Source organism: Halobacillus hunanensis, from assembly GCF_900166655.1.
Classification (GTDB): domain Bacteria; phylum Bacillota; class Bacilli; order Bacillales; family Halobacillaceae; genus Halobacillus_A; species Halobacillus_A hunanensis.
In genome coordinates, this window is record NZ_FVZB01000006.1 from 779023 (window position 1) to 802146 (window position 23124).

At 35.9% G+C, this 23124-nt stretch carries 19 protein-coding genes; 2 read left to right on the top strand and 17 right to left on the bottom strand.

The window, feature by feature from the left end:
• Window positions 1-68 precede the first annotated feature (68 nt).
• Window positions 69-1499 (bottom strand): YfcC family protein, encoded by a 1431-nt coding sequence (locus tag B5354_RS09465; RefSeq protein WP_079528145.1) that lies wholly within the window; start codon window positions 1497-1499, stop codon window positions 69-71.
• A gap of 55 nt (window positions 1500-1554) precedes the next feature.
• Between B5354_RS09465 and B5354_RS09470 the strand changes: the two genes are divergently transcribed.
• Window positions 1555-2469, top strand: coding sequence for a MurR/RpiR family transcriptional regulator (locus B5354_RS09470; protein WP_079528147.1), 915 nt, complete (start codon window positions 1555-1557; stop codon window positions 2467-2469).
• A gap of 17 nt (window positions 2470-2486) precedes the next feature.
• Window positions 2487-3602 (top strand): M20 peptidase aminoacylase family protein, encoded by a 1116-nt coding sequence (locus B5354_RS09475; protein ID WP_079528149.1) that lies wholly within the window; start codon window positions 2487-2489, stop codon window positions 3600-3602.
• 631 nt (window positions 3603-4233) lie between these two features.
• On the opposite strand, the gene B5354_RS09480 is transcribed toward B5354_RS09475, so the two are convergent.
• The 16 genes from B5354_RS09480 to B5354_RS09555 form a co-directional block, all read right to left on the bottom strand.
• On the bottom strand, window positions 4234-4425 hold the full coding sequence (locus B5354_RS09480) for a hypothetical protein (RefSeq protein ID WP_079528151.1): 192 nt from the start codon (window positions 4423-4425) through the stop codon (window positions 4234-4236).
• Window positions 4426-5528: 1103 nt separating this feature from the next.
• Window positions 5529-6854, bottom strand: a complete 1326-nt coding sequence (locus tag B5354_RS09485) for an O-antigen ligase family protein (protein WP_079528153.1) — start codon at window positions 6852-6854, stop codon at window positions 5529-5531.
• Between the two features lie 139 nt (window positions 6855-6993).
• Window positions 6994-8199 carry a lipopolysaccharide biosynthesis protein gene (locus tag B5354_RS09490; RefSeq protein ID WP_079528155.1) on the bottom strand — a complete coding sequence of 402 codons (1206 nt, stop codon included), beginning with the start codon at window positions 8197-8199 and terminating at the stop codon, window positions 6994-6996.
• Window positions 8200-8602: 403 nt separating this feature from the next.
• Entirely contained in the window at window positions 8603-9760 is a 1158-nt protein-coding gene (locus B5354_RS09495; RefSeq protein ID WP_079528157.1) for a glycosyltransferase, read from the bottom strand.
• Between the two features lie 2 nt (window positions 9761-9762).
• Window positions 9763-10371 (bottom strand): CatB-related O-acetyltransferase, encoded by a 609-nt coding sequence (locus tag B5354_RS20485; protein ID WP_176142454.1) that lies wholly within the window; start codon window positions 10369-10371, stop codon window positions 9763-9765.
• A gap of 142 nt (window positions 10372-10513) precedes the next feature.
• Window positions 10514-11644: a non-hydrolyzing UDP-N-acetylglucosamine 2-epimerase gene (gene wecB, locus B5354_RS09505; RefSeq protein WP_079528159.1), complete on the bottom strand. Its 1131-nt coding sequence runs from the start codon at window positions 11642-11644 to the stop codon at window positions 10514-10516.
• A 3-nt stretch (window positions 11645-11647) separates the two neighbouring features.
• Window positions 11648-12742 (bottom strand): polysaccharide biosynthesis C-terminal domain-containing protein, encoded by a 1095-nt coding sequence (locus B5354_RS09510; RefSeq protein ID WP_079528161.1) that lies wholly within the window; start codon window positions 12740-12742, stop codon window positions 11648-11650.
• A 12-nt stretch (window positions 12743-12754) separates the two neighbouring features.
• A complete protein-coding gene (locus B5354_RS09515; protein WP_079528163.1) occupies window positions 12755-13786 on the bottom strand; it encodes an SDR family NAD(P)-dependent oxidoreductase in 1032 nt (343 codons plus the stop codon).
• Window positions 13779-15023 (bottom strand): glycosyltransferase family 4 protein, encoded by a 1245-nt coding sequence (locus B5354_RS09520; protein ID WP_079528165.1) that lies wholly within the window; start codon window positions 15021-15023, stop codon window positions 13779-13781. Before B5354_RS09520 ends, B5354_RS09515 begins: the two co-directional genes overlap by 8 nt.
• A gap of 31 nt (window positions 15024-15054) precedes the next feature.
• Window positions 15055-15648, bottom strand: coding sequence for a sugar transferase (locus tag B5354_RS09525; RefSeq protein WP_079528167.1), 594 nt, complete (start codon window positions 15646-15648; stop codon window positions 15055-15057).
• Window positions 15649-15684: 36 nt separating this feature from the next.
• Complete coding sequence (locus B5354_RS09530; protein ID WP_079528169.1) at window positions 15685-16872, bottom strand: ATP-grasp domain-containing protein; 1188 nt, start codon at window positions 16870-16872, stop codon at window positions 15685-15687.
• 65 nt (window positions 16873-16937) lie between these two features.
• On the bottom strand, window positions 16938-17450 hold the full coding sequence (locus B5354_RS09535) for a GNAT family N-acetyltransferase (RefSeq protein WP_079528171.1): 513 nt from the start codon (window positions 17448-17450) through the stop codon (window positions 16938-16940).
• A 46-nt stretch (window positions 17451-17496) separates the two neighbouring features.
• The gene (locus B5354_RS09540; RefSeq protein ID WP_079528173.1) at window positions 17497-18714 is read right to left on the bottom strand and encodes a DegT/DnrJ/EryC1/StrS family aminotransferase; all 1218 of its coding nucleotides are present in this window, start codon (window positions 18712-18714) and stop codon (window positions 17497-17499) included.
• A 302-nt stretch (window positions 18715-19016) separates the two neighbouring features.
• Window positions 19017-20345: a UDP-glucose dehydrogenase family protein gene (locus B5354_RS09545; protein WP_079528175.1), complete on the bottom strand. Its 1329-nt coding sequence runs from the start codon at window positions 20343-20345 to the stop codon at window positions 19017-19019.
• A gap of 20 nt (window positions 20346-20365) precedes the next feature.
• Entirely contained in the window at window positions 20366-21244 is an 879-nt protein-coding gene (galU, locus tag B5354_RS09550) for a UTP--glucose-1-phosphate uridylyltransferase GalU (protein WP_079528177.1), read from the bottom strand.
• A 23-nt stretch (window positions 21245-21267) separates the two neighbouring features.
• Window positions 21268-23115 carry a polysaccharide biosynthesis protein gene (locus B5354_RS09555; RefSeq protein ID WP_079528179.1) on the bottom strand — a complete coding sequence of 616 codons (1848 nt, stop codon included), beginning with the start codon at window positions 23113-23115 and terminating at the stop codon, window positions 21268-21270.
• Window positions 23116-23124 lie beyond the last annotated feature (9 nt).

Here is a 23124-nt window from a genome sequence, read left to right on the forward strand (position 1 = left end):
AGAAACACGCATCATTGAGCAAAAAAAGCCACCGCGCATCATAAAGAAACACGGTGGCTTATTCTCACTTAATAATTCGGTCCCCAGCCAATCAGCACCCCGATCGCCAAGAACACCATCGACAACACATACCACATCACGATTAACGGCAGCATGAACCGCACCCACTTCGTCCACGGCACCCCGCCAATCGCCAGGCAAGCTAACAGCACACCAGACGCCGGCGTAATACTGTTCATAAAGCCATCGGACAATTGATAAGCTGTCACCGCCACCTGGCGAGGGACTTCCATCAGGTCCGCTAATGGTGTCAGGATCGGCATCATCACGACGGCGTTCCCGCTCCCAGATGATACGAGCAAAGCGAACAGCGAGTTCCCGATAAACATGGCAATCGCACCGAACACGGAGGAGAAGGGTTCCATCGCCACGGCCAGCCAGTGGACGATTGTATCGAGGATTTCTCCGTTCTGCATGACGAGCACAATAGCTCTAGCTAGTCCGATAATTAACGCACCATAAACGAGATTCTTCGCGCCACCCATGAATTCTTTGACAACAAAATTCGGCGACATTTTAGCAATCAGCCCAGTTCCCACTGTGATAATTAGAAAAATGGCAGCCATGTGATTGAGAGACCAGCCGAATTGCAGCGCACCGACGATGTAAAATACAATCGCTAACACGACAAAGGACAGAATCAATTTATGAGTGCCGGTAAATTTCTGGTGCACATCCTCCCTCACTTGTTCATCGTCTTTTGGAAAACGATTGGCCCCCATCAGACTTTTCGCCGGATCATTTTTCACACGCTTAATATACCAAAGAATATAACCAATCGTAACGGTGAAAATTACCACCGTCATAATGCATCTGAACAGAATGCCGGAGTACAACGGAAGTCCAGCGATGTCCTGGGCAATCAGCACGGTAAATGGACTCATAAACGATGTGTTAAATCCGACATACGCCGTTAATTTAATGATCGCCACACCAGCGATAGCATCTAAATCGAGCGCCTTCGCGAGGACGATCCCGATTGGAATAAACGCAATGACAGCATTGGAGATCGCGCCGGTCAACCCGCCAATCGCAAGCAGCACCCCCACGAACAGGACGAGTAAATGTTCGCGATTTTTCGTTTTATTCACGGCCTTCATAATCGAAGCATTGATGGCCCCGGTCGATTCAATAACAGCAAAGGTTCCCCCGATAATTAAAACTAAAAATATGATGCCGGCTGTCTCGACCATGCCATTTTGAATCGATAGAAAGAAGTCCATAATCCCAGTTGGATCTCCCTCGACACTATGAAAGCTGTCTGGAACGACTACCGTAATATCTCCCTGCTCCACTCGTTCAAATGCCCCCGATGGCAAGATGTAGGTTGCAATCGCCGCAAGCAGCATAATCAGCAGCATGATGATATACGCGTCAGGCATCGCCCACTTCTTCTTCTGTTTCGGAGCGGAATGGTGCTCCTGTTGTTCAATCGCCATGTGAAAACTACCTCCTTTGTTAAAACTGAGTAAATATTGTGACAACTAATAAGTTATGATAGATTATAATAAAGTATTTCTTTTAAATCAATATCATTTTAAAAATTATCTTTTATTTTCAGGAGGAAGCTTTGTGGAAGATTACTACACAAAAATTGAAAACGCCTATGATGATTTGTCAAAAGGCTTAAAAAAAGTGGCGAACTATCTACTAGAGGAACCGACCGCCTTTGCGGCCAACCCAGCGAAGAAGGTTGGCGAGGCGCTCGGGGTCAGCGAATCGATGATCACTCGCTTCTGTCTGACGTTAGGGTATAAGGGGTACAGCGAGCTGCAGCATGAGGTGCGCGACTATGTATTTAATCAGAAGCGGATCTTTGCGGAGTATCCGTTGTCCCATAACGAGGAGAAAGAGCGTCCCTTTCATGAACGCGTGATGCTGCACGATCAATTTAACATCGCATCCACAGCGGAAAATATAAAAGAAGAGCAATTTAAGCAAGCTACGGCTGCCCTGGCAGAAGCCGATCAGGTCCTGATTGCCGGATTGCGCTATACCTTTTCGATGGCCCACTGGCTGACTTATGCATTACAGTCGATCGGGGTCAATGCCAGGCTCTATCGTCCTGATCTCGATGCCCATCTCGACTTTGGATCATCCAAACACGTCTTTATCGTGTTCTCGTTTCACGCCTATTCAACGGAAACCTTAATGCTCGCCGAAGAAGCGAAACGACGCGACTGGACGATTATCGGCATTACCGATTCCGGCATCGCACCGATATCAAAGCACGCCGACATCCTGTTTCCCGTCTATTTTTCAAAAAGGAGCCATTCCGAAACGGCCCCGATTGTGTTTTCCTTTCTAAATGCGCTCGTGTCCGGCATATCTATTAAAGAGCCAGAACAAACCCGACAAAACAAACTAACAATGGAAGAAAAACGACTCAAACAAACGTTTAAATTGTAAAAGGAGAAGTGATCACGATGGATATCGAAAAAAAGGTTATGGAAATCTTTCAACACCTGCACACCCACCCAGAAATAAGCTGGAAAGAAACCGAGACCACCGAATATATCAAAAATCTATTAGTAGAAAATGGCTGCCGCGTCCGTACATTTGAGGATTGTACCGGAGTGACCGGAGAAATCGGAGAAGGAAAACCAGTCGTCGGAATCCGCGCCGACATGGACGCCCTCTGGCAGGAGGTCAATGGCACATTCCAGGCCAATCACTCATGCGGCCACGACTCTCACATGTCCATGGTTCTCGGCGTACTGCTCTCGATTCAAGAAATGGATCACATCCCGAATGGAACTATACGTTTCATCTTTCAACCCGCCGAAGAAAAAGGAACCGGCGCGTTGAAAATGGTCGAAAAAAACGTCGTGGATGATGTCGATTACTTATACGGCGTTCACCTACGCCCCATTCAGGAAGTGAAAAACGGCATGGCCACCCCTGCCCTGTTTCACGGAGCGGCCCGCCATATCACCGGCGAAATTAAAGGAGAAGACACACACGGAGCCCGCCCCCACCTCGGCTTCAACGCGATCGAAGTCGGAGCGGAATTAGTCCAGAAACTAAATCACATCCATATCGATCCAATGATTCCCCACTCCGTCAAATTCACCAAATTCCAGGCCGGCGGCGAAAGTGCCAATATCATTCCAGGCAACGCCACCTTCAGCATTGATTTACGCGCCCAAAAAAACGATACCATTGAAAAATTAACGAACTCTGTAGAAGAAGCCGTTAAATCCGTCTCAGATTACTATGGAGTTCCAATCGATTTATCGCTAGAATCAATGATGGCATCGGCCATTGTGGCTCCCGAAGCACAGGCATTTATGGCGGAATCTATCAAGGAAGTCTTAGGAGAAGAAAATCTAGTAGACCCTGTAACGACAACAGGAAGTGAGGACTTTCACTTTTATACATTGAAGAGGGAACATATTAAGGCTTCCGTTCTGGGATTGGGTTGTGATTTGAAACCGGGGCTGCATCATCCAAATATGTCGTTTGATCATGAGATGATTATGCCTGGGGTGAGGATTTTGACGGGAGCGGTTTTTAAAACATTGAATTACTTGGATAATTAAGATGAATAAAATAGAGTATTCTGAATCAACATGTATGTCTAAATTGGCATTGCGACATAAACGAATATTTATAGACTGATTAGGTAAAGATTTTAGCATTCGTTAGGAACATTTCATGACAGCCAGGACCTTATTAAAAAGATATAATTCAAGTATTTCATCTAAAAATACAATAATGGAGGAGTCACTATATGACTCCAGATTCAGGAAACACTTAGCCTTCACTGCCAGTCTAGAAAAGCACATTGGTTTACTCCCGATGAAAAGATGGTGGTATTCAGTCGAAATATGGAGTGATATTATTATTGAAAAGATTTTTACAAAATAGATATAGCTGAAAAGTATCTGATCTTCAAACCAGGCGCTATTTTGGCATATTCCCTTTAAAAGTGCAGGGAATTTCTATTTCTAAGATACTTCGACTAAGCGTTCCCAGTATGAAGCATGTAGCATGCACACGGAATACTAATAAATAACTAACCCATCCTCCAAATCCCAATAAATGGAATTTAAATTGCTTAATAAATTATTCATATAACTACAAATTTTTCTATGAAGAATATATGGTGAAAATATTAAGTGATTTTTTGTCTAGAGGATGATTCTCGTAATAGGTTGTTGTCTTAAAAATCTAATCCACATCATAATAACCTTCGTTTATATCTTTCAGATGAGAAAATAAGAAAGCTTTTAAACCCGATTCTTTTATGTAGATTATTTCCTGTGTATAATAAACATAATATTTATTTTTTTCATGATCCCTTATTTCGATAGCCCTACAACCATCTTGTTCAATAGCTGAATGAATTAATTGATATCGCATAATAAAATACCTCATTTTTTTTCTATTAAAAAAAATTAAAGGAAACTCAAAAGCCAAACCTGCTTTTCCACTCTCAGTGTAGAGAGTCACTATTGTCGCACAAATAATTACCTGATCTTATCCATCAAAAAAATTCTTTATTATGGTTGGCGCAGGGGGTTCCTGTCCAAATCCAAAATAAAGGACTACCATTTTGGTACAAGAAGAAAAAACGTCATTTGGTAAACACGTAAATGCTATAAATCTAAAATTTGATTCGGATGTTTTTTGCCACCATTTTCGTTATCTAGCTATGAATGTCAAGATAAAAATATACACATGAAGTTTGGAAAACATTTCTATCTGATCGATTCTACAACGGTATCGTTGAATAGCGAACAGTTTCCCTGGGCCCAGTTTCGGGGTACACATTTTTGACACGTATCAAAAGGAACACCGTCCGCTTCAAAGTAAAGATTCCTCGGTGGTTGAATCTGGCACCATCATTCAGATTGGATCTTTTCAAAGTCAGATAGACCACGTCATGATGGTGATCCAACGAAAGAAAAGCTCAATGTTCCAACGGTTGCGATACATCTAAGCCTGCGTTTCGACCGGTGTTTCCAAGTCGTATGTAGTGAGTCGAAGAAGGTTCTTTTTCGTGTCCCTTACAACACGTAACATAAAACGCTTCTTTAGCTTCGATAAAGAAGCTGCCCAAAATCAAATTTATATCGCACTACTCACTTTTGTTTACTCGTTTTACATAGGCAAGAGATATGGCCATCCTATAGCGCCCGGAAGATTGCCAATCGCCTAAAGGCCTTGTGGGAACCCTGTAGTGAGTTGGAAGAGGGAAGACAAAGCGTTTATTAATCCGTAAATTTGGCCGTTCTTTTTCGCCTAATTGTATAAAAAATACTGAATGGGTATAATCGCCCGTTAGGTGGTTGTTTTCTTTTTTAACTTTAAGGTGGAAAATAATAAAACTGAATTTCAAATCTATATTAATGTAACACAAGTATAGCGAGTAAAAAATTTATGAATCAGTAACCAGTTTTGATACATCATGGATTTAAATTAAAGTGTCAGTCGAACCGAAGTAAAAAGTAACACTAGAAGCATTAATCCTTTAGAGTGGCCAAGTCACCTGAGGTTAGTTGACTGTTCAATTGTTTTTTATCGTGAACTTTCCTCTGTAGGATCCCAATAACAAAACAAAAACTTGTAAAATAAGTAATTAAACCTTGTAATATCGGTTCCAGAGAAAAAGTGATAAAAAAAGCTATACACATAGCTAATATGAGACTTTTAAATATAAGAGTAAAATCAGATTTTAAAAATTTATATATGCTAAATAGTGAAATAAAAGTAAAAAGTATTAACAAAATAAAAGGTATTATCCCAGCATCATACGCCACATCTAGCCACAAATTATGAGCAAACCCTAAGTGGATGTTGGTTTCCCTTCCACCTAAAGGATGTTCAAAGGTACCTATAAAAACATTTATCCATGCATCAATCCTTGGATTTTCGCTCAACTGACGAGAGCTAAGTCTATTAAAAATTAAACTTCCTTCCCATATGGATTTAATACTAAAAATATTTAGTGAATAAAGTAAATAACCTATAATAGTAATGAAAAATAAGCTAATGGCTTTTGAGAACCGTTTCCTGTTATTTTTCTCTACAAATAGGTAGACTGTTAGAAATGAAAAGATTACGATTACAATACCAGTTCTATTTCCAAGTGAGAAAATTGTATAAAAACTTACTACAAAAGAAAGTAAACACAGAAGTTTAAATTTAAATTGATATTTGAGGGAACTTCCCATACTAGAATTGTTTAACAAAAGGGGAAGCAGTGACAAACCTAAAGAAAGGCTAGCATTCAATATCGTAGCATTTACTTCTCCACTACCCCACAGATCTAGAACAATTCTCCCTCCTAAATTATTGATAATAGCATTAATACTACCGTAAGTTAAAATTGATTTCATTAGAGAGAAAAAACCATAAAGAGAAGAAGCAATTATAATTGTAATTAAATAACCCAAACTTTTCTTATTACTAAAATCACTTCCAGCTAACTTGTATCCTAATACAAAGAGTATGGACGGGTAAAGAAGTCGGCCTAAAAGACTAGCCAAAGTAAAATAACCGTAGAAAAAAGATATTAAAGAATAGGTAAAACTAAATACAAACAAGCAAACTAAAGTCAACATGGATTTTTTACTTAATTCCCCAACTAATAAATACAATAAAATATATGGAAATAAAATTATAGGGATAAATTCTCCGTAACCGAAAAAGTTTGAAGAATACATAGCTAATACAGCCAACCAGGTAATATATAATAAATTTGATTTCTTTACAGTTAAATTACTATTCAAATAAATCGCTCCATGTATATTTTCATAGTTTAAGTTAATGATATTAATGATAATCATAAACTTACTTCTAGACACATTTAGATACTAAAGTAATTGATTAAGTCAAAAATCCGAAAATTACTCTTAAATTAATAATTTATATAGTTTGTATAAACAATATATTATATGAATATTTTTGATTTTCTTAATTATCTAATTAACTCTTTTTAAGTGTTACTACTCCCACTCCGAAAATTAGAAGGAACTTAGTTACCGCAGATAAAAGTAAAGCAATACAAAAACCTTTCAATCCGTAATCTGTAATCATTAGCAATCCACCACCTATATAAAATATCCCATGGACCAACTGGATTACTACCTGTAAATATGTTGAACTATATTTTAATACTATCGCTTGGGTGATAGAACTACTAGCTAGTAAAATAACTCCCGAATTTGCAGTTAATAATAAACTAGAAGCTTCCACATACAAATCTGCATATAATAAATTCAATACATATTTTGATACGATTAGGGTGAAGAATGTAGTAAACATACTAAAAAAGAGCACTGTTACATTTACGATACAAAATTCTTTTAAGGTCATTTTACGATTCTTATTAGATATATAACTTAGCATAACTGAAGAGATAGGGTTTAATATAAATATCGACATCTTTCCAATTACAGTAGCAGCAAAAAAAACTGCCACTTGAGCCCCTCCCAAGATAGGAAAGATAATTAATCGATCTATATAAAGCAATGTGTTTTTAATCAAGTTAGATATACTTAAGAAAATATATTGTTTAATTGTATTTTTGAATTTATGAGTAATCTTTAATGGTTCCCTTAATATTTCAGTAGTTATAACTAAAAATAAAATAGAAAAAGTTTCTCCTATAAAAAACACTAGTTGCCATGCATCAGAAAATTGTAAGACAACAGCACCCAGAGACAAGCCTGCGCCATAAATTAAGTTATGTTGAAGTATTTTAATATAATCTAATTTTATTCGATAACTCACAGATAAATATGCTCTTAACATGGTAAGAACTGATATTGAAATTAATAACAAATCACCTAACAAAGGTTGGTCAGACCACAACAAAGCAGTTGTGACTGAAATTAATAAAACATTAAATATTCCTGCAATTATTAAAATTACAGAAAAATCACCGATAACATTTTCTTCATAGTATTCTTTTTCAAATATAAGTCTTATATTATTAAGTGAGTTTCCTAAAAATACAGCTATTATATTTATAGCGCCCATCATCACCAAAATTTCCCCGAAATTATTAGCTGAAGAATTTTTACTAAGTAATGGATAAACAAGAAATTGCAATAGGACTGCTACAATTCCAGAAGATATAATATTTAAAATAATATCTGAATATATTTTGTTTTTAAGATTTAATAACATTAGATATCTTTCCCCAATATACATTCTTATAATAGGGTAGCTCCATCACACAAATTAATTTAATATTTCCGAACCTATCAGACCTGGCGCAATTTTTCGAACAGGAAAGCTAAGGTAAGTAGACTTTACTAAAGATATGAAACGAGGAGATCCCTATCATAGCCGAAAACCGTTGTCAGTGATTTGTTCTATACGGGAGCGCCCAGAAATAGGATTTACCATATGTGTTCTCATCAACCACTACAATCGAGAACAAAATCGTTTTTTTACAGAAACATAAAGTGTGTATAGTTTTGAAAATACGTGAGTTGAAGCATTGTTTAGGGTCCCAAATATTTAATCTACCATTTTTATGCTCTAGGGAATCGGGTTTGTATTTTTGCTAAGTTTATACATGGCATAATTAGACTTCAAGGCTATCTTTGGCTATTTGTGCATATGAAAACGCCTTCATTCCCTTAGTTTCCGCGGTTTTTTTCATTTCAACATAATTCTCTTCATTATTTAAAATCTCAATTATTCTCTCGCGAATTTCTTCAACGGTATCTTTATATAGGAATTTACAATTCCCCCCTAAGTCAATATGAGTTGTCCCTTTCCAATATTTGAAAATACACGGCACCCCTATGCCTACGGCTTGTTCCCAAAATACAGAATGCCGTCCAGGGAATACTGCTAAATCTGCAGAAGCAAAGTACTTGTAGCTATCTTCAGCCTTAACCCAACCAATATATTGGACTCTATCGTCATCTACTAAAGAGTTGACCTCTTCTTTTAACTCTTCAACCACTGAACCAAAAACAATTAGCTTAATCTTTTTACTTTGGATTTGTTTAATTGCTTGCATTAATAGTAATGTTTGTTTCTTGGCTGTATCGATTTTACCACCAGTAATAATTAGGAAATCGTCATTTTTAACATTATACTTTTTTCTTATTTTCCTCTTTATATTTATGTTGTTGGCTTCTGTAACTTTCTCATCGTCAGCTCCCATAACTAATAATTCAACTTTCTCTTTTGGAATTTTATATATAGTTTTAAGAAAGTCAACTCTAGCAGGAAGTACCCCATAATATTTTTTAGTATAAGGTTCTATTAAATGAGCACAATGCCTCCAGATTACTTTATGCAAGATATTTTTAGATAAAAAGTTTGTAGCGCTATTTGAAAAGTCTGCATGGTTATCAATAAAAACCTTTACTTCTGGATGTTCTTTACAGTACCTAACAACATGATTAATATCAAGAAACTGTACACCATGTATAAAAATGATATCAGGCTTTGCACTGGAAATCTCCTCATAAGTTCCTTTATACTGTCGTAATTTACTGCTAACCTTTGAACCTTTATACTCCAACCTAGTTACGGGAATACCAAACTCATTGATATATTTACCACCATTATTTAGTAAATAAGTTTTTCCATTTTGATCAAAAGATATTAGTGAGGTTATTATTTCGACTTCATAACCAAGCTCTTTATGATACTTGGGCAATAAATTTTCTTGATACGAATAATTATCAATATAAAAAGAGGCTAAACAAAGATGTAGTACTTTCAAACTTATTCTCCTAATCTCTCCAAAAATTTTTCAATATCATTGAAATACTTTGATTTTTCAGCAAGAGTATGCTCGTCCCACTCCCACCATTTACTGTTTTGAAGCATATTAATCTCACCTTCACTGAATCTTTTGCGAATCAATTTAGCTGGGTTTCCAGCCCATATTTCGTAAGCCCCAACGTTCTTTGTAACTATTGATCCCATCCCTATTACGGCTCCATTCTCAATAGTTATACCACTTTTTATTAATGAATTACTACCTATCCAAACGTCATTTCCTATAGTAGTTTTTTGATAGGGATTAAAATCATGATGAGAAAAATTTTTCTTCATTATATTCTTACCTTGATGAAATACAGGTGAGCTAGATACCCAATTCAGTGGGTGAGAAGCCCCACCAATTGCACATTTATCAGCAATAGAACAAAACTTCCCTATATATGTATTGTTCACTGAACTAAAATTGCCAACATAAGAATAACTATCTATTACGCTTTCGATAACGTGTGATCCGGAGCAAACTTTCGCTGTTTTATTGATATAGGAATTTTTAATAGCTGGTAAGTGAATTTTTTTGATTAGTTTTGCAAACAAATAGCTAAATTTCATCTACTTTTTCTCCTCTAACAAACATCGTTCCATGAACGTTTTTAACTATCCTGTTTCTCTAATATCTGTTTATAGATTCCAAACTTGTGGTTTTTACTATTTATATATGTAGTTCCTCCCCAACAGTAAATCTATAAAACAGTCAATAACTCTTCCAAATAACTCTATTCACATAATCCGTGTAAGACAATATTATCCTTAGTACTTTGTCCGCCACATTCGAAATACTATAATCCTCAACATCTCGTAACGAATCTTTTCCTTGCATTTCAAGAACTTCTATCCCCTGCAATATTCTTTCTTTATTTAATCCAACCATCATAACTGATGCCTCTTCCATCGCTTCAGGCCGCTCATGTGCTTCACGAATGTTCAAAGCAGGAAAGCCTAAAATCGAGGATTCTTCACTAATCGTCCCACTATCACTTAATGTCGCCTTTGAATTTGTTTGAAGCTTTATATAATCATTGAACCCCAGTGGCTTCATCGTCTTAACTAATGAATTAAATTGGACATTCCTTTTTTCAATCATTTTCCTAGTTCTAGGGTGAGTACTCATAATAATAGGTAATTGGTATTTTTCAGCAATTGAATTTAGAGTATTAACTAAATCAAAGAAGTTTTTTTCTAAACCAATATTTTCTTCACGGTGCGCCGAAACAACAAAATATTCTTTTTTGTTCAAATCCATCCGTTTGAGAACATCGGACTCCTCAATATCTGCAATACGGCTATGGATAACTTCATACATAGGACTTCCTGTTTTTATTACACGTTCAGCTGGAAACCCTTCGCGTAGTAAATACTCTCGAGCAATATCACTGTAAGTTAGATTAATATCTGATACATGGTCAACTATTTTTCGGTTTGTTTCTTCGGGTACACGTTGGTCAAAACAACGGTTGCCTGCTTCCATATGGAAAATAGGGATCTGTCTTTTTTTAGCTGCAATCGCGCATAAACAACTATTTGTATCTCCTAAAACTAAAAAAGCATCTGGATTTACCTCTTCCATAATAGGATCAACTTTAATTAAGATATTTCCCACAGTCTCAATAGCTCCACTTGTAGCAGCATTAAGAAAGTAATCTGGCTTTCTTAAATGAAAGTCATCAAAAAAAACCTCGTTCAGTTCATAGTCATAATTTTGTCCAGTGTGAACGAGAATATGGTCAATTGCTTCTGACTCTTCTAGTTTATTTATGACAGCTGAAAGTCGTATAATTTCTGGCCTAGTACCAACAACTGTCATAACCTTTAATTTTGTGCTCATCTATTAAACCTCCAAAAAGTACGTATCTGGATGATTCGGATCTAATGTCTCATTAGCCCACATGACAGTTACTAAATTTGTCTCCCCAACGTTCACAATTGAATGAGTATATCCCGTAGGAATATCGACAACCTCTAATTTATCTCCATTCACACGATATTCAATAATATCATCGCTACCTATTTTCCGAAAACGAATTAACCCTTCACCACTAACTACTAAAAACTTTTCATTTTTAGTATGATGCCAGTGATTTCCTTTTGTGATACCAGGTTTAGAAACGTTTACCGATACTTGACCACGGTCATTACTTTTCAAGAACTCAGTGAAGGAACCACGATTATCGTCATTCATTTTTAGTGGATAAGAAAATTGATCTTCTGGTATAAAACTCAAATAAGTGCTGTAAAGTTTCTTAGTTAAAAGATCACCCATATAAGGAACAAAATGATTATCTCTACTTTCTTTAAAGCTTTGAATTGTTTTAGCTAACTTTCCCAAAGATATTTTATGAGATACAGGGACTGTATAAAAGCCTGATGACTTTTCTTCTTTCTCCATCACACGAATAAGTTCATTCACCACATCATCAATGTATACAAACTCAAGCTCTTTTACAGGATCATTAACGGCAACAGGAATATCTCTAGCAACATTATGGCAGAAAGTAGCTACTACTGTATTGTAATTTGGTTTCGACCATTTTCCAAATACATTCGGTAACCGAAAAACAAGCGATTTTTTTACATTTTTTAAAAGGACTTCCTCCGCTTCGCGTTTGCTAGTTCCATATGGTGAATCATTTTCCGCTTGAATGGAAGAAGTAAAAACTAAAGGAGCCTCATTATTATATTCATTCAATAAAGCAATGATTTCAGTTGTTAAATCTACATTACCTTCAAAAAACTCCTTTTCCTCGTTAGGACGATTAACACCCGCTAAATGAAACACAAAATCACATGTTTTTAACATTGACTCTAAGTCAGCTTTTGTGGATTCCTTTGTGTAAGGTAAAATCTCTTGGTATCCTCTATTATTCAACTCTGCTATCAAGTTTTTACCTATAAACCCATTTGCACCAGTTACTAAAATTTTCAACGACAGACCTCCTTACACCGTTACTTTATCTTTCCATTGACTTAGTTCTTCTTGTATAAAATCTAATTCGAGAAGCTTTTCTTTTACTTCATTAATATCTAGTATTCTTGTATTGTGCGAATTATATTCTTGAATAGTAGAAAGCTGATCATTTCCTTCTTTAAAGTACTTATCATAATTTAAATCACGCTGATCTGCCGGGACGCGGAAGAACCCCCCAAGGTCCTCAGCGACAACAAATTCTTCTTTCGTCAAGAGAGTTTCGTAAAGCTTCTCTCCATGTCTGGTTCCAATAATTTTAATCTCATTATCTACATCGAATAATTCCTTCAATGCTTGAGCTAGAACACCTATAGTGCTAGCAGGTGATTTTTGAACCATAATATCTCCTGCTTCTCCATTTTTATAAGCAAATACAACAAGTTCAACAGCCTCTTCTAAACTCATTAAGAAGCGCGTCATGTTCGGGTCAGTCACTGTAATTGGTTTTCCTTGTTTGATCTGGTTAATAAATAACGGAATAACAGAACCTCTTGAAGCCATTACGTTTCCATATCTTGTCCCACATATGAGTGTACGATCTGGAGAAACGGTCTTAGACTTAGCAACAAAAACTTTTTCCATCATTGCTTTGGAGATCCCCATTGCATTAATTGGATATGCTGCTTTGTCAGTCGAAAGACAAACTACTCTTTCAACACCAGTTTCGATAGCCGCTGTTAAAACATTCTCTGTACCCACTACATTCGTGTTTACGGCTTCCATAGGGAAAAATTCACAGGAAGGAACTTGCTTCAATGCTGCGGCATGGAAAACATAATGCACATCATACATAGCATTCTTTACACTATCTTTATCACGGACGTCCCCGATAAAAAATTTCACTTTTTCATTTTGGTATTCTCTACGCATATCGTCTTGTTTTTTTTCATCACGCGAGAAAATTCTGATTTCTTTCACGTCTGTTTGTAAAAAACGATTGAGTACTGCATGACCAAATGAGCCGGTGCCACCTGTAATTAGTATTGTTTTTTCTTCAAACATTTTTTTTCATCACTGCTTTCCAGAATGTGTTAATGTATTCGCTAGTTCCATTCTCACTAGTCAAGTTATTTAAAATAAATTCCCTTCCGTTTTTCCCCATTTCAGTTGCTAAATGATTTTTTTTATATAATTGATAAACATTATTAACTAATGAATCCAAATCCTCGGCTTCCGAAAAAAGACCTAAATTATTCTTCTTTAATGTATTCTCTAGTTCAGTCCCGGAATCAAAGCTTGCTAAAACTGGCCGTCCACATGACATAATACTCCATGTTTTACTAGGCATTGCACTTCCTCCAAATCCTTTTTTACAAGATACTATTGATACATCCCCTAAACTATAAACATGGGAGACCATTGAATATGGTAATAATGGATATAGTTTTATATTTTCAAGTTCCAAATCATTTATTTTCTTTTTAATTTCTTCCTCCAAAACTCCATTTCCAAAAATCAGGAATTCTATATGAACATTATCTCTTAATCTATTAGCAGCCTGTATTAGTATTTCTACATTTTGCGCATGACCCAAGTTACCAGCATAAACCACATAAAACTTATCAATATCTAAACCTAATTTTTCAACTAACATATTATCTTTTCTCTTAATTGGGACAATGCTGTTTTGTTCTACCCAATTATAAATAACATGTATTTTTTCACCAGACACACCTTTAGAAAGGAGATTGCTTTTAAAGTCTTCCGAGATTACAATTATTTTATCAGAATTTTCATAAGTAAATTCCTCAATTTTTCTACCAAGCCTATATAGCAAGGAATTATTGTGAGTGATCCCACTACTTACTAAAGAATCAGGGAAAACATCTTGAATAGAAATGACTACCGGAACTTTTTTCACTTTCTTTAATAAAGCAGCAACTACTCCCATTGTAGGCGGTGTACTTGAAACATGAATTAAGTCAATGTCTTTTGCTTTAAGACCTTTTAAAAAGTAAAGTAGATTACTCAAAAGATAACGGATAACTCTTAATGGAATACTTCTTCTTTCATTAAACAAATTAAATCTATATATGTTTAATTTTCCATCATATAAAACTTCTTTTTTTCTGCTTTTGTAATCCTTTCTCACTTCCTTACTTATTCCTCTAGTTGGAGTGGGGACAATCAAATCAACTTCTATACCATGTTGACACAATGCCTGTAACAAGTTTTCGGTTAGATAAGAACTGGAAGTTACTTCAGGTTTATAATAAGCTTTCATAATTAATATCTTCATAATTTCATCCTATATCGAATTAATTAACAATTCAGTTAGATCTTGTGTACACCCCTTCCTTTTTAATTACAGTAGTAATAGTCTTCAAGGAAATTTTGAGGTCAAAAATAAAATGAACATTATTTGCATACCATGCATCTTTTAAACGTTTTTGGCGATTAGATAATCCGTTCCTGTAATAAGCTTGTGTATAGCCTGTAATACCAGGCCTAACTTTCATTTTATCGATTTCATCACTTTTAAAAGTTTCGAGCGCACTTTCTAAACTAGCTCGAGGCCCTATTATACTCATATCACCTTTAAGTACATTGAGTATCTGGGGAGTTTCATCAATACTTGTTTCCCTTATGAATTTTCCGATTTTTGTAACTCTTGGGTCCTTCTCACCATTAAAGGTGCTTCCATCTGCATTAAGTATAAGTGGAGCGTTAACTTTCATTGAGCGAAACTTATACATTTTGAAAGACTTACTGTCTTTCCCAATACGATTTACTTTATAGAATACCGGGCCTCTATCTTCTAGTTTTATCAATATTCCTATGATGATATACAATAGTAAGAAGAATATCAATCCTAAGATACAAACTATAATATCTAGAATCCGTTTTATATAGTTTCTATACATATTTTCTCTCCTTAATACATTGAAAATCCGTATGGACTAACCTCTTCTTATGCCTTTATTAATCATGTTTTTTGTTTCCTCTGCTCTTTTTTCAGCTTTTCTTATGTCTTTTGCAACAGAAACTACATATCCATTCCCATCTAAGTTGTTATGGTATTCGCTAATCAAACTTCCAACTTTTAAATCATGATAAATATCAACCCCAAACTTCTCCTTGATTATTGAAAAATTTGGCAACCCTATTACTTCTCCCGGATCTAAAGCCAATATTTTTGTTACAACATTTACTCCTGATTTTTGAGTTTCAAAATCAACTGTATCTCCTAACGAGGCACGTATTAGACTTCCCATATAATCAACGCCTGTTCCAACAGGAATGATATGTGATCCAATTAAGTTCCCCCCCATTCTTGCTCCTATATCAATAATACAGATGCGGTTGTCCTTCGTGACCAGCACATCCATATTTACCGCGCCGAAATTTATTCCTAAGGCTTCGATGGCATTTTTAGCCACTTCTTTCACGTCTCTTTCAATTGGTAACTGACTAGGAATAAAATGACCTAGCTCCGCAAAATCAGGTGGATTGGTCATATATTTGCCCATAACCCCAAGCACGTAAACCTTTCCGTTATAGACCAAGGACTCTATCCCATACTCTTTCCCTTCAATAAAATCTTCTATTAGGGCTTTCCCAATCAAAGAAGCTTTTATCGCCCTATCGCAGGCATCTAGCAAATCTGAGTATGAATCAACTTTCTTGGTAGCCTTACTCCCTGACCCATCACACGGCTTTATCATTACAGGAAATTTAATTAAGTTACGTATTTCATCCAGTTCATCAGTATTACTAATTTCATAATATTGAGAAACATCATCAACATTCTTCCTAAACAATTCACGGCGCACAATATATTTATTTTTGATAACCTTGGCAACTTCATTTTTTAGTCCAGGAAGATTCATTTCTTTCGCAATATACGCTGTCGAAAGCACACCATAGTCCGTTGCAGCTGTCATGACCCCATCAATCTTCATAGCCTGTGCATACTTTAAGCATGCCTTTTGGTCAACAATATCAATAACGCTGAAATCATCAGCGTATTTAAATCCTATAGAGTTTGGATTACCATCTATTGTAATAGTATAATATCCCATTTCTTTTGCCTTTCTGATAACAAAGGCTTGTAGAAAACCCGCACCCACTATAAGGACTTTTTTCATTCTGAACCATCCTCTTCTACCTTTAACCAATTACCCTAAAAACTAAGAGAAATATAGATTAAGTACTAAAGTTGTTTTTCCATCAATGAAACTGTAAAATGCCTTGTTGATTTTGACCCTGTAACAACAAATCCTCTTTTTTTATAAAACCGAATTGCATGCTTACTCTTATCATAAACTTCTAAGCTGATATTTGAGACACCTCTACTTAGGCAATACTTTTCAATGTAATTAATACTTTGCTTTCCTATACCACATCCTGCATATTGGGGTAGAGTAGCAAATTTATTTATGACCACTATATTACTTACTTTATTATTACTATTAGAGTTCTTCAAGTCATCATTTAAGAACTCTAATTGGAATGTATGCACGTATGAGTTTGTATCTGTATTTTTAGCTAAAAATACTTCTCGTTCTTTGCAGTCTATTTTAATATTTTCAATAGGGTATGGTGTTCTCCAGTGGATTAATCCTTTTTCCTTAAACATTTTTTCTCCACTGTTCTTAATAATTTCGTAAACTTCTGATAGTTTGTTCTGTTCATCTGGATAAACCTTTTCATATACTAATTTCACCTAATTTCCCTCCTTTATCATAACTAATCAGTAGTTAATTAATACCTTACATATTATTCAAAATTTCTTTTAAGCTATCAATAACATACTCAACATCCTCATTACTTAACAAAGTATGAAGTGGTAATGAAACCTCATTCTTATACACATTAAAGGCATTCGGATAATCTTTAATATCAAACCCTAGATTCTTATAAGCCGTAAACATTGGCAAAGGCTTATAGTGTACATTACAAACTATACCCGCCTCAGCCATTTTAACGATTATTTTATTTCTCTCAGCTTCTTCGATTCCAGGTATTCTCATTAAATATAGATGACCTGAAGAAGCATATTCATCTGAATAATGCTGTAACCTTTTAATTCCTAAAGGTAGCAACGCCTTGTCGTACATATCAATTATTTCCTTACGTCTTTTAATGAGAACACCGTATCTGTTTAACTGTATCAAACCTATTCCAGCAGTTATGTCAGTCATATTACACTTGTAAGCCGGAAGGACAATGTCATACTCCCATGAACCTTTTTTTGTTTTCGCAAAGGCATCTTTAGACTGTCCATGAAGGCTGTATAGCATAAATCGATTATATAACCATTCATCATCTAAACCACGGAGACTACGCCAGACGACAGCTCCACCTTCAGCAGTAGTCAAATTTTTCACTGCATGGAAAGAGTAGCAAGTAAAATCTGTAACTTGTCCACATTTCATCCCGTGCCTCTCTGCTCCAAGAGCATGAGCAGCATCAGTCATTACAACTATTCTATTAAATACTTTTTGGATTTCATTATTGGGTTTAAAAATTCCTTTATTGTTTTCTACAACTTTATAAATAGCCTCGTAATCACACATTTTACCCGCTATATCAACAGGAATAATGGCTTTCGTTTTTTCAGTAATCGCCTCATCAAGTTTTGAATAATCCATTTCAAAGGAATCTGGAGCGTTATCAACCAATACTATTTTTGCACCAACATGTTCTATTATTGATGCAGATGCCGTATAAGTATAAGCTGAGGTAATAACCTCATCCCCAGGTCCTATTCCCAAAATACGAAGAGTAAGTTCCATTGCTGCAGTAGCAGAGTTAAGGCATACAGCTTTTTTCACACCAACGTATTCGGCAATTTTCTTTTCGAACTCTTTTGTTCTAGGGCCAGTTGTGATCCACCCAGACTTAATTGCTTTTGTAACTTCTTCGACCTCAGCATCTGTAATATCCGGTGGAGAGAAAGGTACATTTCTTACATTAGAATCAGTCACTTAAATCTTCCTCACTTTTATATAATTTGGTCATTAGTATTTAAAACGCATCTTTTTAGTGCCTTGTACTTAATTGGAACAGTTTCTCCACCCAACTACTAACCCACTAAATTATTACAAGTACAATCACAACCCTCATAAACTGGACAAAAGTTTCATGATTTACTCCGCAATACCAGAACTTTCTTTTACCACTTATAACTAGGATCTAAGTTTTATTTATAACAAAGGAGGGGGCCTTCTGAAATAGCCCAGAAGACGCGCCACATCGTATAAAATAGCTTGCTATTTGTATATAAGAGCTACTTTAATAATACTTGTCTACCTTTATAATGGACTAACGGTCTACCCACTGAATGATATTCTACATTTTTTTCTTTCATCAGTTCTAGTTCGAAGCAGTTTCTTCCATCAATGAGAAGTGGATAATTCATTGATTCAAATACATTTAAATCAACATTTTTAACTTCATCCCACTCTGTAAGAATCAACGTAGCATCACTATTTTTCACTGCTTCATCTACACAATTAGCGTATTGAACATTGTCATTAAGGATTCTCCTCGCATTATCCATCGCAATCGGATCATAAGCAACCACTTCTGCTCCAGCATGAACCAATTCCTCTGTAACGACTAATGAAGCAGCCTCCCTCATATCATCTGTATTCGGTTTAAATGCCAAACCTAGAACAGCAATTCGTTTCCCATTCAAGTCAGGAATACGTTCGTTTAACTTTTGAAGTAATAACCCCTGTTGCTTTTGATTGACTTTTACTACACCCTTTAGTAACTCAAAGTCATACTCTACATTTCCTGCTATTTGGATCAACGCCTTTGTATCTTTTGGGAAACATGAACCTCCATAACCTATTCCTGCATTGAGAAACTTGTCCCCGATTCGCTTGTCCATACCCATGCCATTTGCAACATCTTCAACATTAGCACCTAGTCTCTCACAGATGTTTGAAATTTCATTAATAAAGCTGATTTTTGTTGCAAGAAATGCATTAGATGCATACTTAATCATTTCGGCACTTTTAATATCTGTTTTAAAAACAGGGACTCCAAAGGGCTTATTAACTTCTTCTATAGTATTTGCTGCTTCTTCACTATTAGTTCCAATGACAATGCGATCTCCATTGAATGAGTCATAAATAGCGGACCCCTCTTTTAAAAACTCAGGATTGGAAACAACTTCAATATTTACTTGATGCACTAAGTTTTTATCAATAATAGATTGGATTTTATCATTCGTTCCCACGGGCACTGTACTCTTAGTCACTACGACTGCATCCCTAATAGCATGTGAAGCGATATCTTTAGCTACTTGTTCTACAAATGAAAGATTAGCTGACCCATCTTCTCTTGCCGGTGTTCCCACAGCTATATAAATTACTTCAGCACTTTCAAAACCTTCCTGATGATTACTCGTAAAATAAAGTCTTTCTTCATTAATATTTTTAGTCATCATATCTGAAAGACCGGGTTCATATATAGGCGAAATTCCTTGTTGCATTTTTAATATTTTTTCATTATCTATATCAATACACGTAACGGTATGACCAATGTCAGACAAACTCACACCAGTAACTAGTCCAACATAGCCAGTACCTACTACTGAAATATTCACGTTATAACCTCCCTTACTATTTAATTATGGACTTTTGGATTTACTAAAGAATTTAGTAATTCTTCTACATCTGGACCAATTTCATTATTTTTCAAGGCAAACTCTATCGTAGTTTTTATAAAACCAAACTTTTCACCAACGTCATACCTACTACCTTCGAAGTCATAAGCAAATACACTTTGTAGTTCGTTTAATTCCTGAATCGCATCAGTCAACTGAATTTCTCCACCGGCCCCTGTCTTTTGTTGCCCTAAGAACGAGAATATCTCTGGGTTAAGAATATAGCGACCCATAATAGCTAAGTTAGAAGGTGCAGTACCTTGTACAGGTTTCTCTACAAATGTTTTTACTTGGTAACGGCGGTTTTCATTACTTGAAGGATCAATAATCCCATAACGATGGGTTTGATCATCAGCTACTTGTTGAACCCCAATAATGGATGACTCAGTTTCTTCATACTGTTCTATTAATTGTTTAAGACAAGGAGTATCAGCCTCGACAATATCATCACCTAATAGTACTGCGAATGGTTCATTACCAATGAATTTACGTGCACTCCATACAGCATGCCCTAACCCTTTAGGCTCTTTTTGGCGAATGTAGTGAATATCTACATTGGAAGTTTCATTTACTTTATCTAATAATTCAAATTTTTCCTTTTTCATTAAATTGTCTTCAAGTTCAAAGTTATTATCAAAGTGATCTTCTATAGCACGCTTCCCTTTACCTGTAACGATTATGATGTCTTCAATTCCTGATGCGATTGCTTCTTCAACTATGTATTGAATAGTTGGTTTATCAACTATGGGTAACATTTCTTTAGGCATAGCTTTAGTAGCTGGTAAAAAGCGCGTACCTAGCCCGGCAGCAGGGATAATCGCTTTCTTAACCTTTGTCATATGTTATTCCTCCAGTAATCTTTTTAATTTGAAACTGGTTCTTTTTTATCGATTAATCTAAAAACATTTGATTTAATATCTTCACTAGTCAGTTCATCCATCTCAAAATTAATAAAATTATAAAGAGCAGTAACCGGCACATCATTGTTTTTTCCAATATAGATTTTAGGAAAGACTTGCTTAGAATGAACTTCCCCTTCACCGAGAAGTTCTTCGTACATCTTCTCACCAGGGCGTATCCCAGCAAATCTAATTCCAATTTCCTCCTCCCTAAACCCTGAAAGAGAAATAAGATTCTTGGCCAGATCAACAATCTTCACCGGTTCACCCATATCAAGCACAAAGATCTCTCCACCACGAGCTAAAGCCCCCGCTTGCATTACTAGCCTTGAGGCCTCAGGAATCGTCATGAAATATCGTGTCATGTCAGGATGCGTCACTGTTACTGGACCTCCTGCTGCAATTTGTTTCTTAAATAGCGGGATAACACTGCCACGGCTTCCTAGTACATTACCGAATCGTACTGCTACAAATTTAGTTTGACTTGTGCGGCTTAACGATTGCACAACCATTTCAGCAACACGTTTAGTCGCTCCCATCACATTTGTAGGATTTACTGCTTTATCAGACGAGATGAGAACAAAGTTCCCAACTTTAACCATATCCGCCGCTTCAGCAATATTCTTCGTCCCAATCACATTATTCTTAACCGCTTCTTTCGGGTTTGCTTCCATTAACGGAACATGTTTATGGGCTGCAGCATGATAGATATAAGATGGTTTATACTCATTAACTACTTCAAAAATACGATCACGGTCCTGAACGTCTGCAATTACCGTTACAAGCTCCGTATCTATATCTAACTGGGACAATTCCATATGAATGGTATAAATACTGTTCTCCCCGTGGCCTAATAAGAGCAGCTTTCCTGGGCTAAATTTGACCAGTTGTCGACAAATTTCTGAACCGATCGATCCACCTGCACCTGTTACAAGCACTGTTTTACTGTTGATTTCACTAGAAATAGAGTCAATATCTAACTCAACTGGTTCTCGTCCTAATAAATCTTCAATTGATACGTCACGAATTTGATTGACTGAAACATTACCAAGAGCAATATCTTCGATCATAGGTAGAGTTTGGACATTTTTCACTACTTTTTGTGATTCTTGAATAATGTCTTTAACCCGATTTCGTTCAATAGAAGGCATGGCAATAACTATGTGATTGATTCCATATCGTTTTGAAATCTCCTCAATTTTTTCCGTACTTCCAAGCACTGGTAAGCCACCTATAGTTAGGTGATGCATCGTGAAATCATCATCAACAAAACCAATTAGGTTTGTATTCACTTCTGCTGAACCCTTCATCTGTCGTGCCAGCATACGTCCAGCAGATCCTGCCCCCACAATTAAAGTTGTTTTTAAATCGGGATCATTTTTTACAAATTTTGCTTTTTTACCTTTAGGGTTAACAGTAAGTCCGTATGTTTTATAGTATCTCCAAGCAAACCTTACCCCGCCGATTAATAAAATATGTAACATCCACGTAATAACAAGTGCGCGTTCATAAATAGAACCAAAAGCTAAAGCTTGTACAGCTGCAGCCGATACGATAGATAAAGAGACAACAACTATAATTCCGAGTAATTCTTCCATACTGGCATAACGCCACTTTTTCTTATACATCCCAAATACACTTGAAAAAATATGATGAGTTAACAACAATGTTAAAGCTGAAACAAACATCATCCAATCAAATGTAGTCACATAAGGATTCAAGAAAAAGTGAGACATGTATATCGAAAAAGATACTATTATTGAATCGATAATAATTAATAAAGCCAATCTCTTTCTAAAAGCTGTAGTCATTTTAGTAAA

Bases quoted from the DNA above. Each gene is read 5' to 3' on its own strand.
- B5354_RS09485 (WP_079528153.1), bottom strand. From the start codon at position 6,854: ATGATTATCATTAATATCATTAACTTAAACTATGAAAATATACATGGA.
- B5354_RS09530 (WP_079528169.1), bottom strand. From the start codon at position 16,872: ATGAAAAAAGTCCTTATAGTGGGTGCGGGTTTTCTACAAGCCTTTGTT.
- B5354_RS20485 (WP_176142454.1), bottom strand. From the start codon at position 10,371: ATGAAATTTAGCTATTTGTTTGCAAAACTAATCAAAAAAATTCACTTA.
- B5354_RS09515 (WP_079528163.1), bottom strand. From the start codon at position 13,786: ATGTTTGAAGAAAAAACAATACTAATTACAGGTGGCACCGGCTCATTT.
- B5354_RS09465 (WP_079528145.1), bottom strand. From the start codon at position 1,499: ATGGCGATTGAACAACAGGAGCACCATTCCGCTCCGAAACAGAAGAAG.
- B5354_RS09490 (WP_079528155.1), bottom strand. From the start codon at position 8,199: ATGTTATTAAATCTTAAAAACAAAATATATTCAGATATTATTTTAAAT.
- B5354_RS09470 (WP_079528147.1), top strand. From the start codon at position 1,555: ATGATAGATTATAATAAAGTATTTCTTTTAAATCAATATCATTTTAAA.
- galU (WP_079528177.1), bottom strand. From the start codon at position 21,244: ATGACAAAGGTTAAGAAAGCGATTATCCCTGCTGCCGGGCTAGGTACG.
- B5354_RS09520 (WP_079528165.1), bottom strand. From the start codon at position 15,023: ATGAAGATATTAATTATGAAAGCTTATTATAAACCTGAAGTAACTTCC.
- wecB (WP_079528159.1), bottom strand. From the start codon at position 11,644: ATGAGCACAAAATTAAAGGTTATGACAGTTGTTGGTACTAGGCCAGAA.
- B5354_RS09480 (WP_079528151.1), bottom strand. From the start codon at position 4,425: ATGCGATATCAATTAATTCATTCAGCTATTGAACAAGATGGTTGTAGG.
- B5354_RS09525 (WP_079528167.1), bottom strand. From the start codon at position 15,648: ATGTATAGAAACTATATAAAACGGATTCTAGATATTATAGTTTGTATC.
- B5354_RS09555 (WP_079528179.1), bottom strand. From the start codon at position 23,115: ATGACTACAGCTTTTAGAAAGAGATTGGCTTTATTAATTATTATCGAT.
- B5354_RS09475 (WP_079528149.1), top strand. From the start codon at position 2,487: ATGGATATCGAAAAAAAGGTTATGGAAATCTTTCAACACCTGCACACC.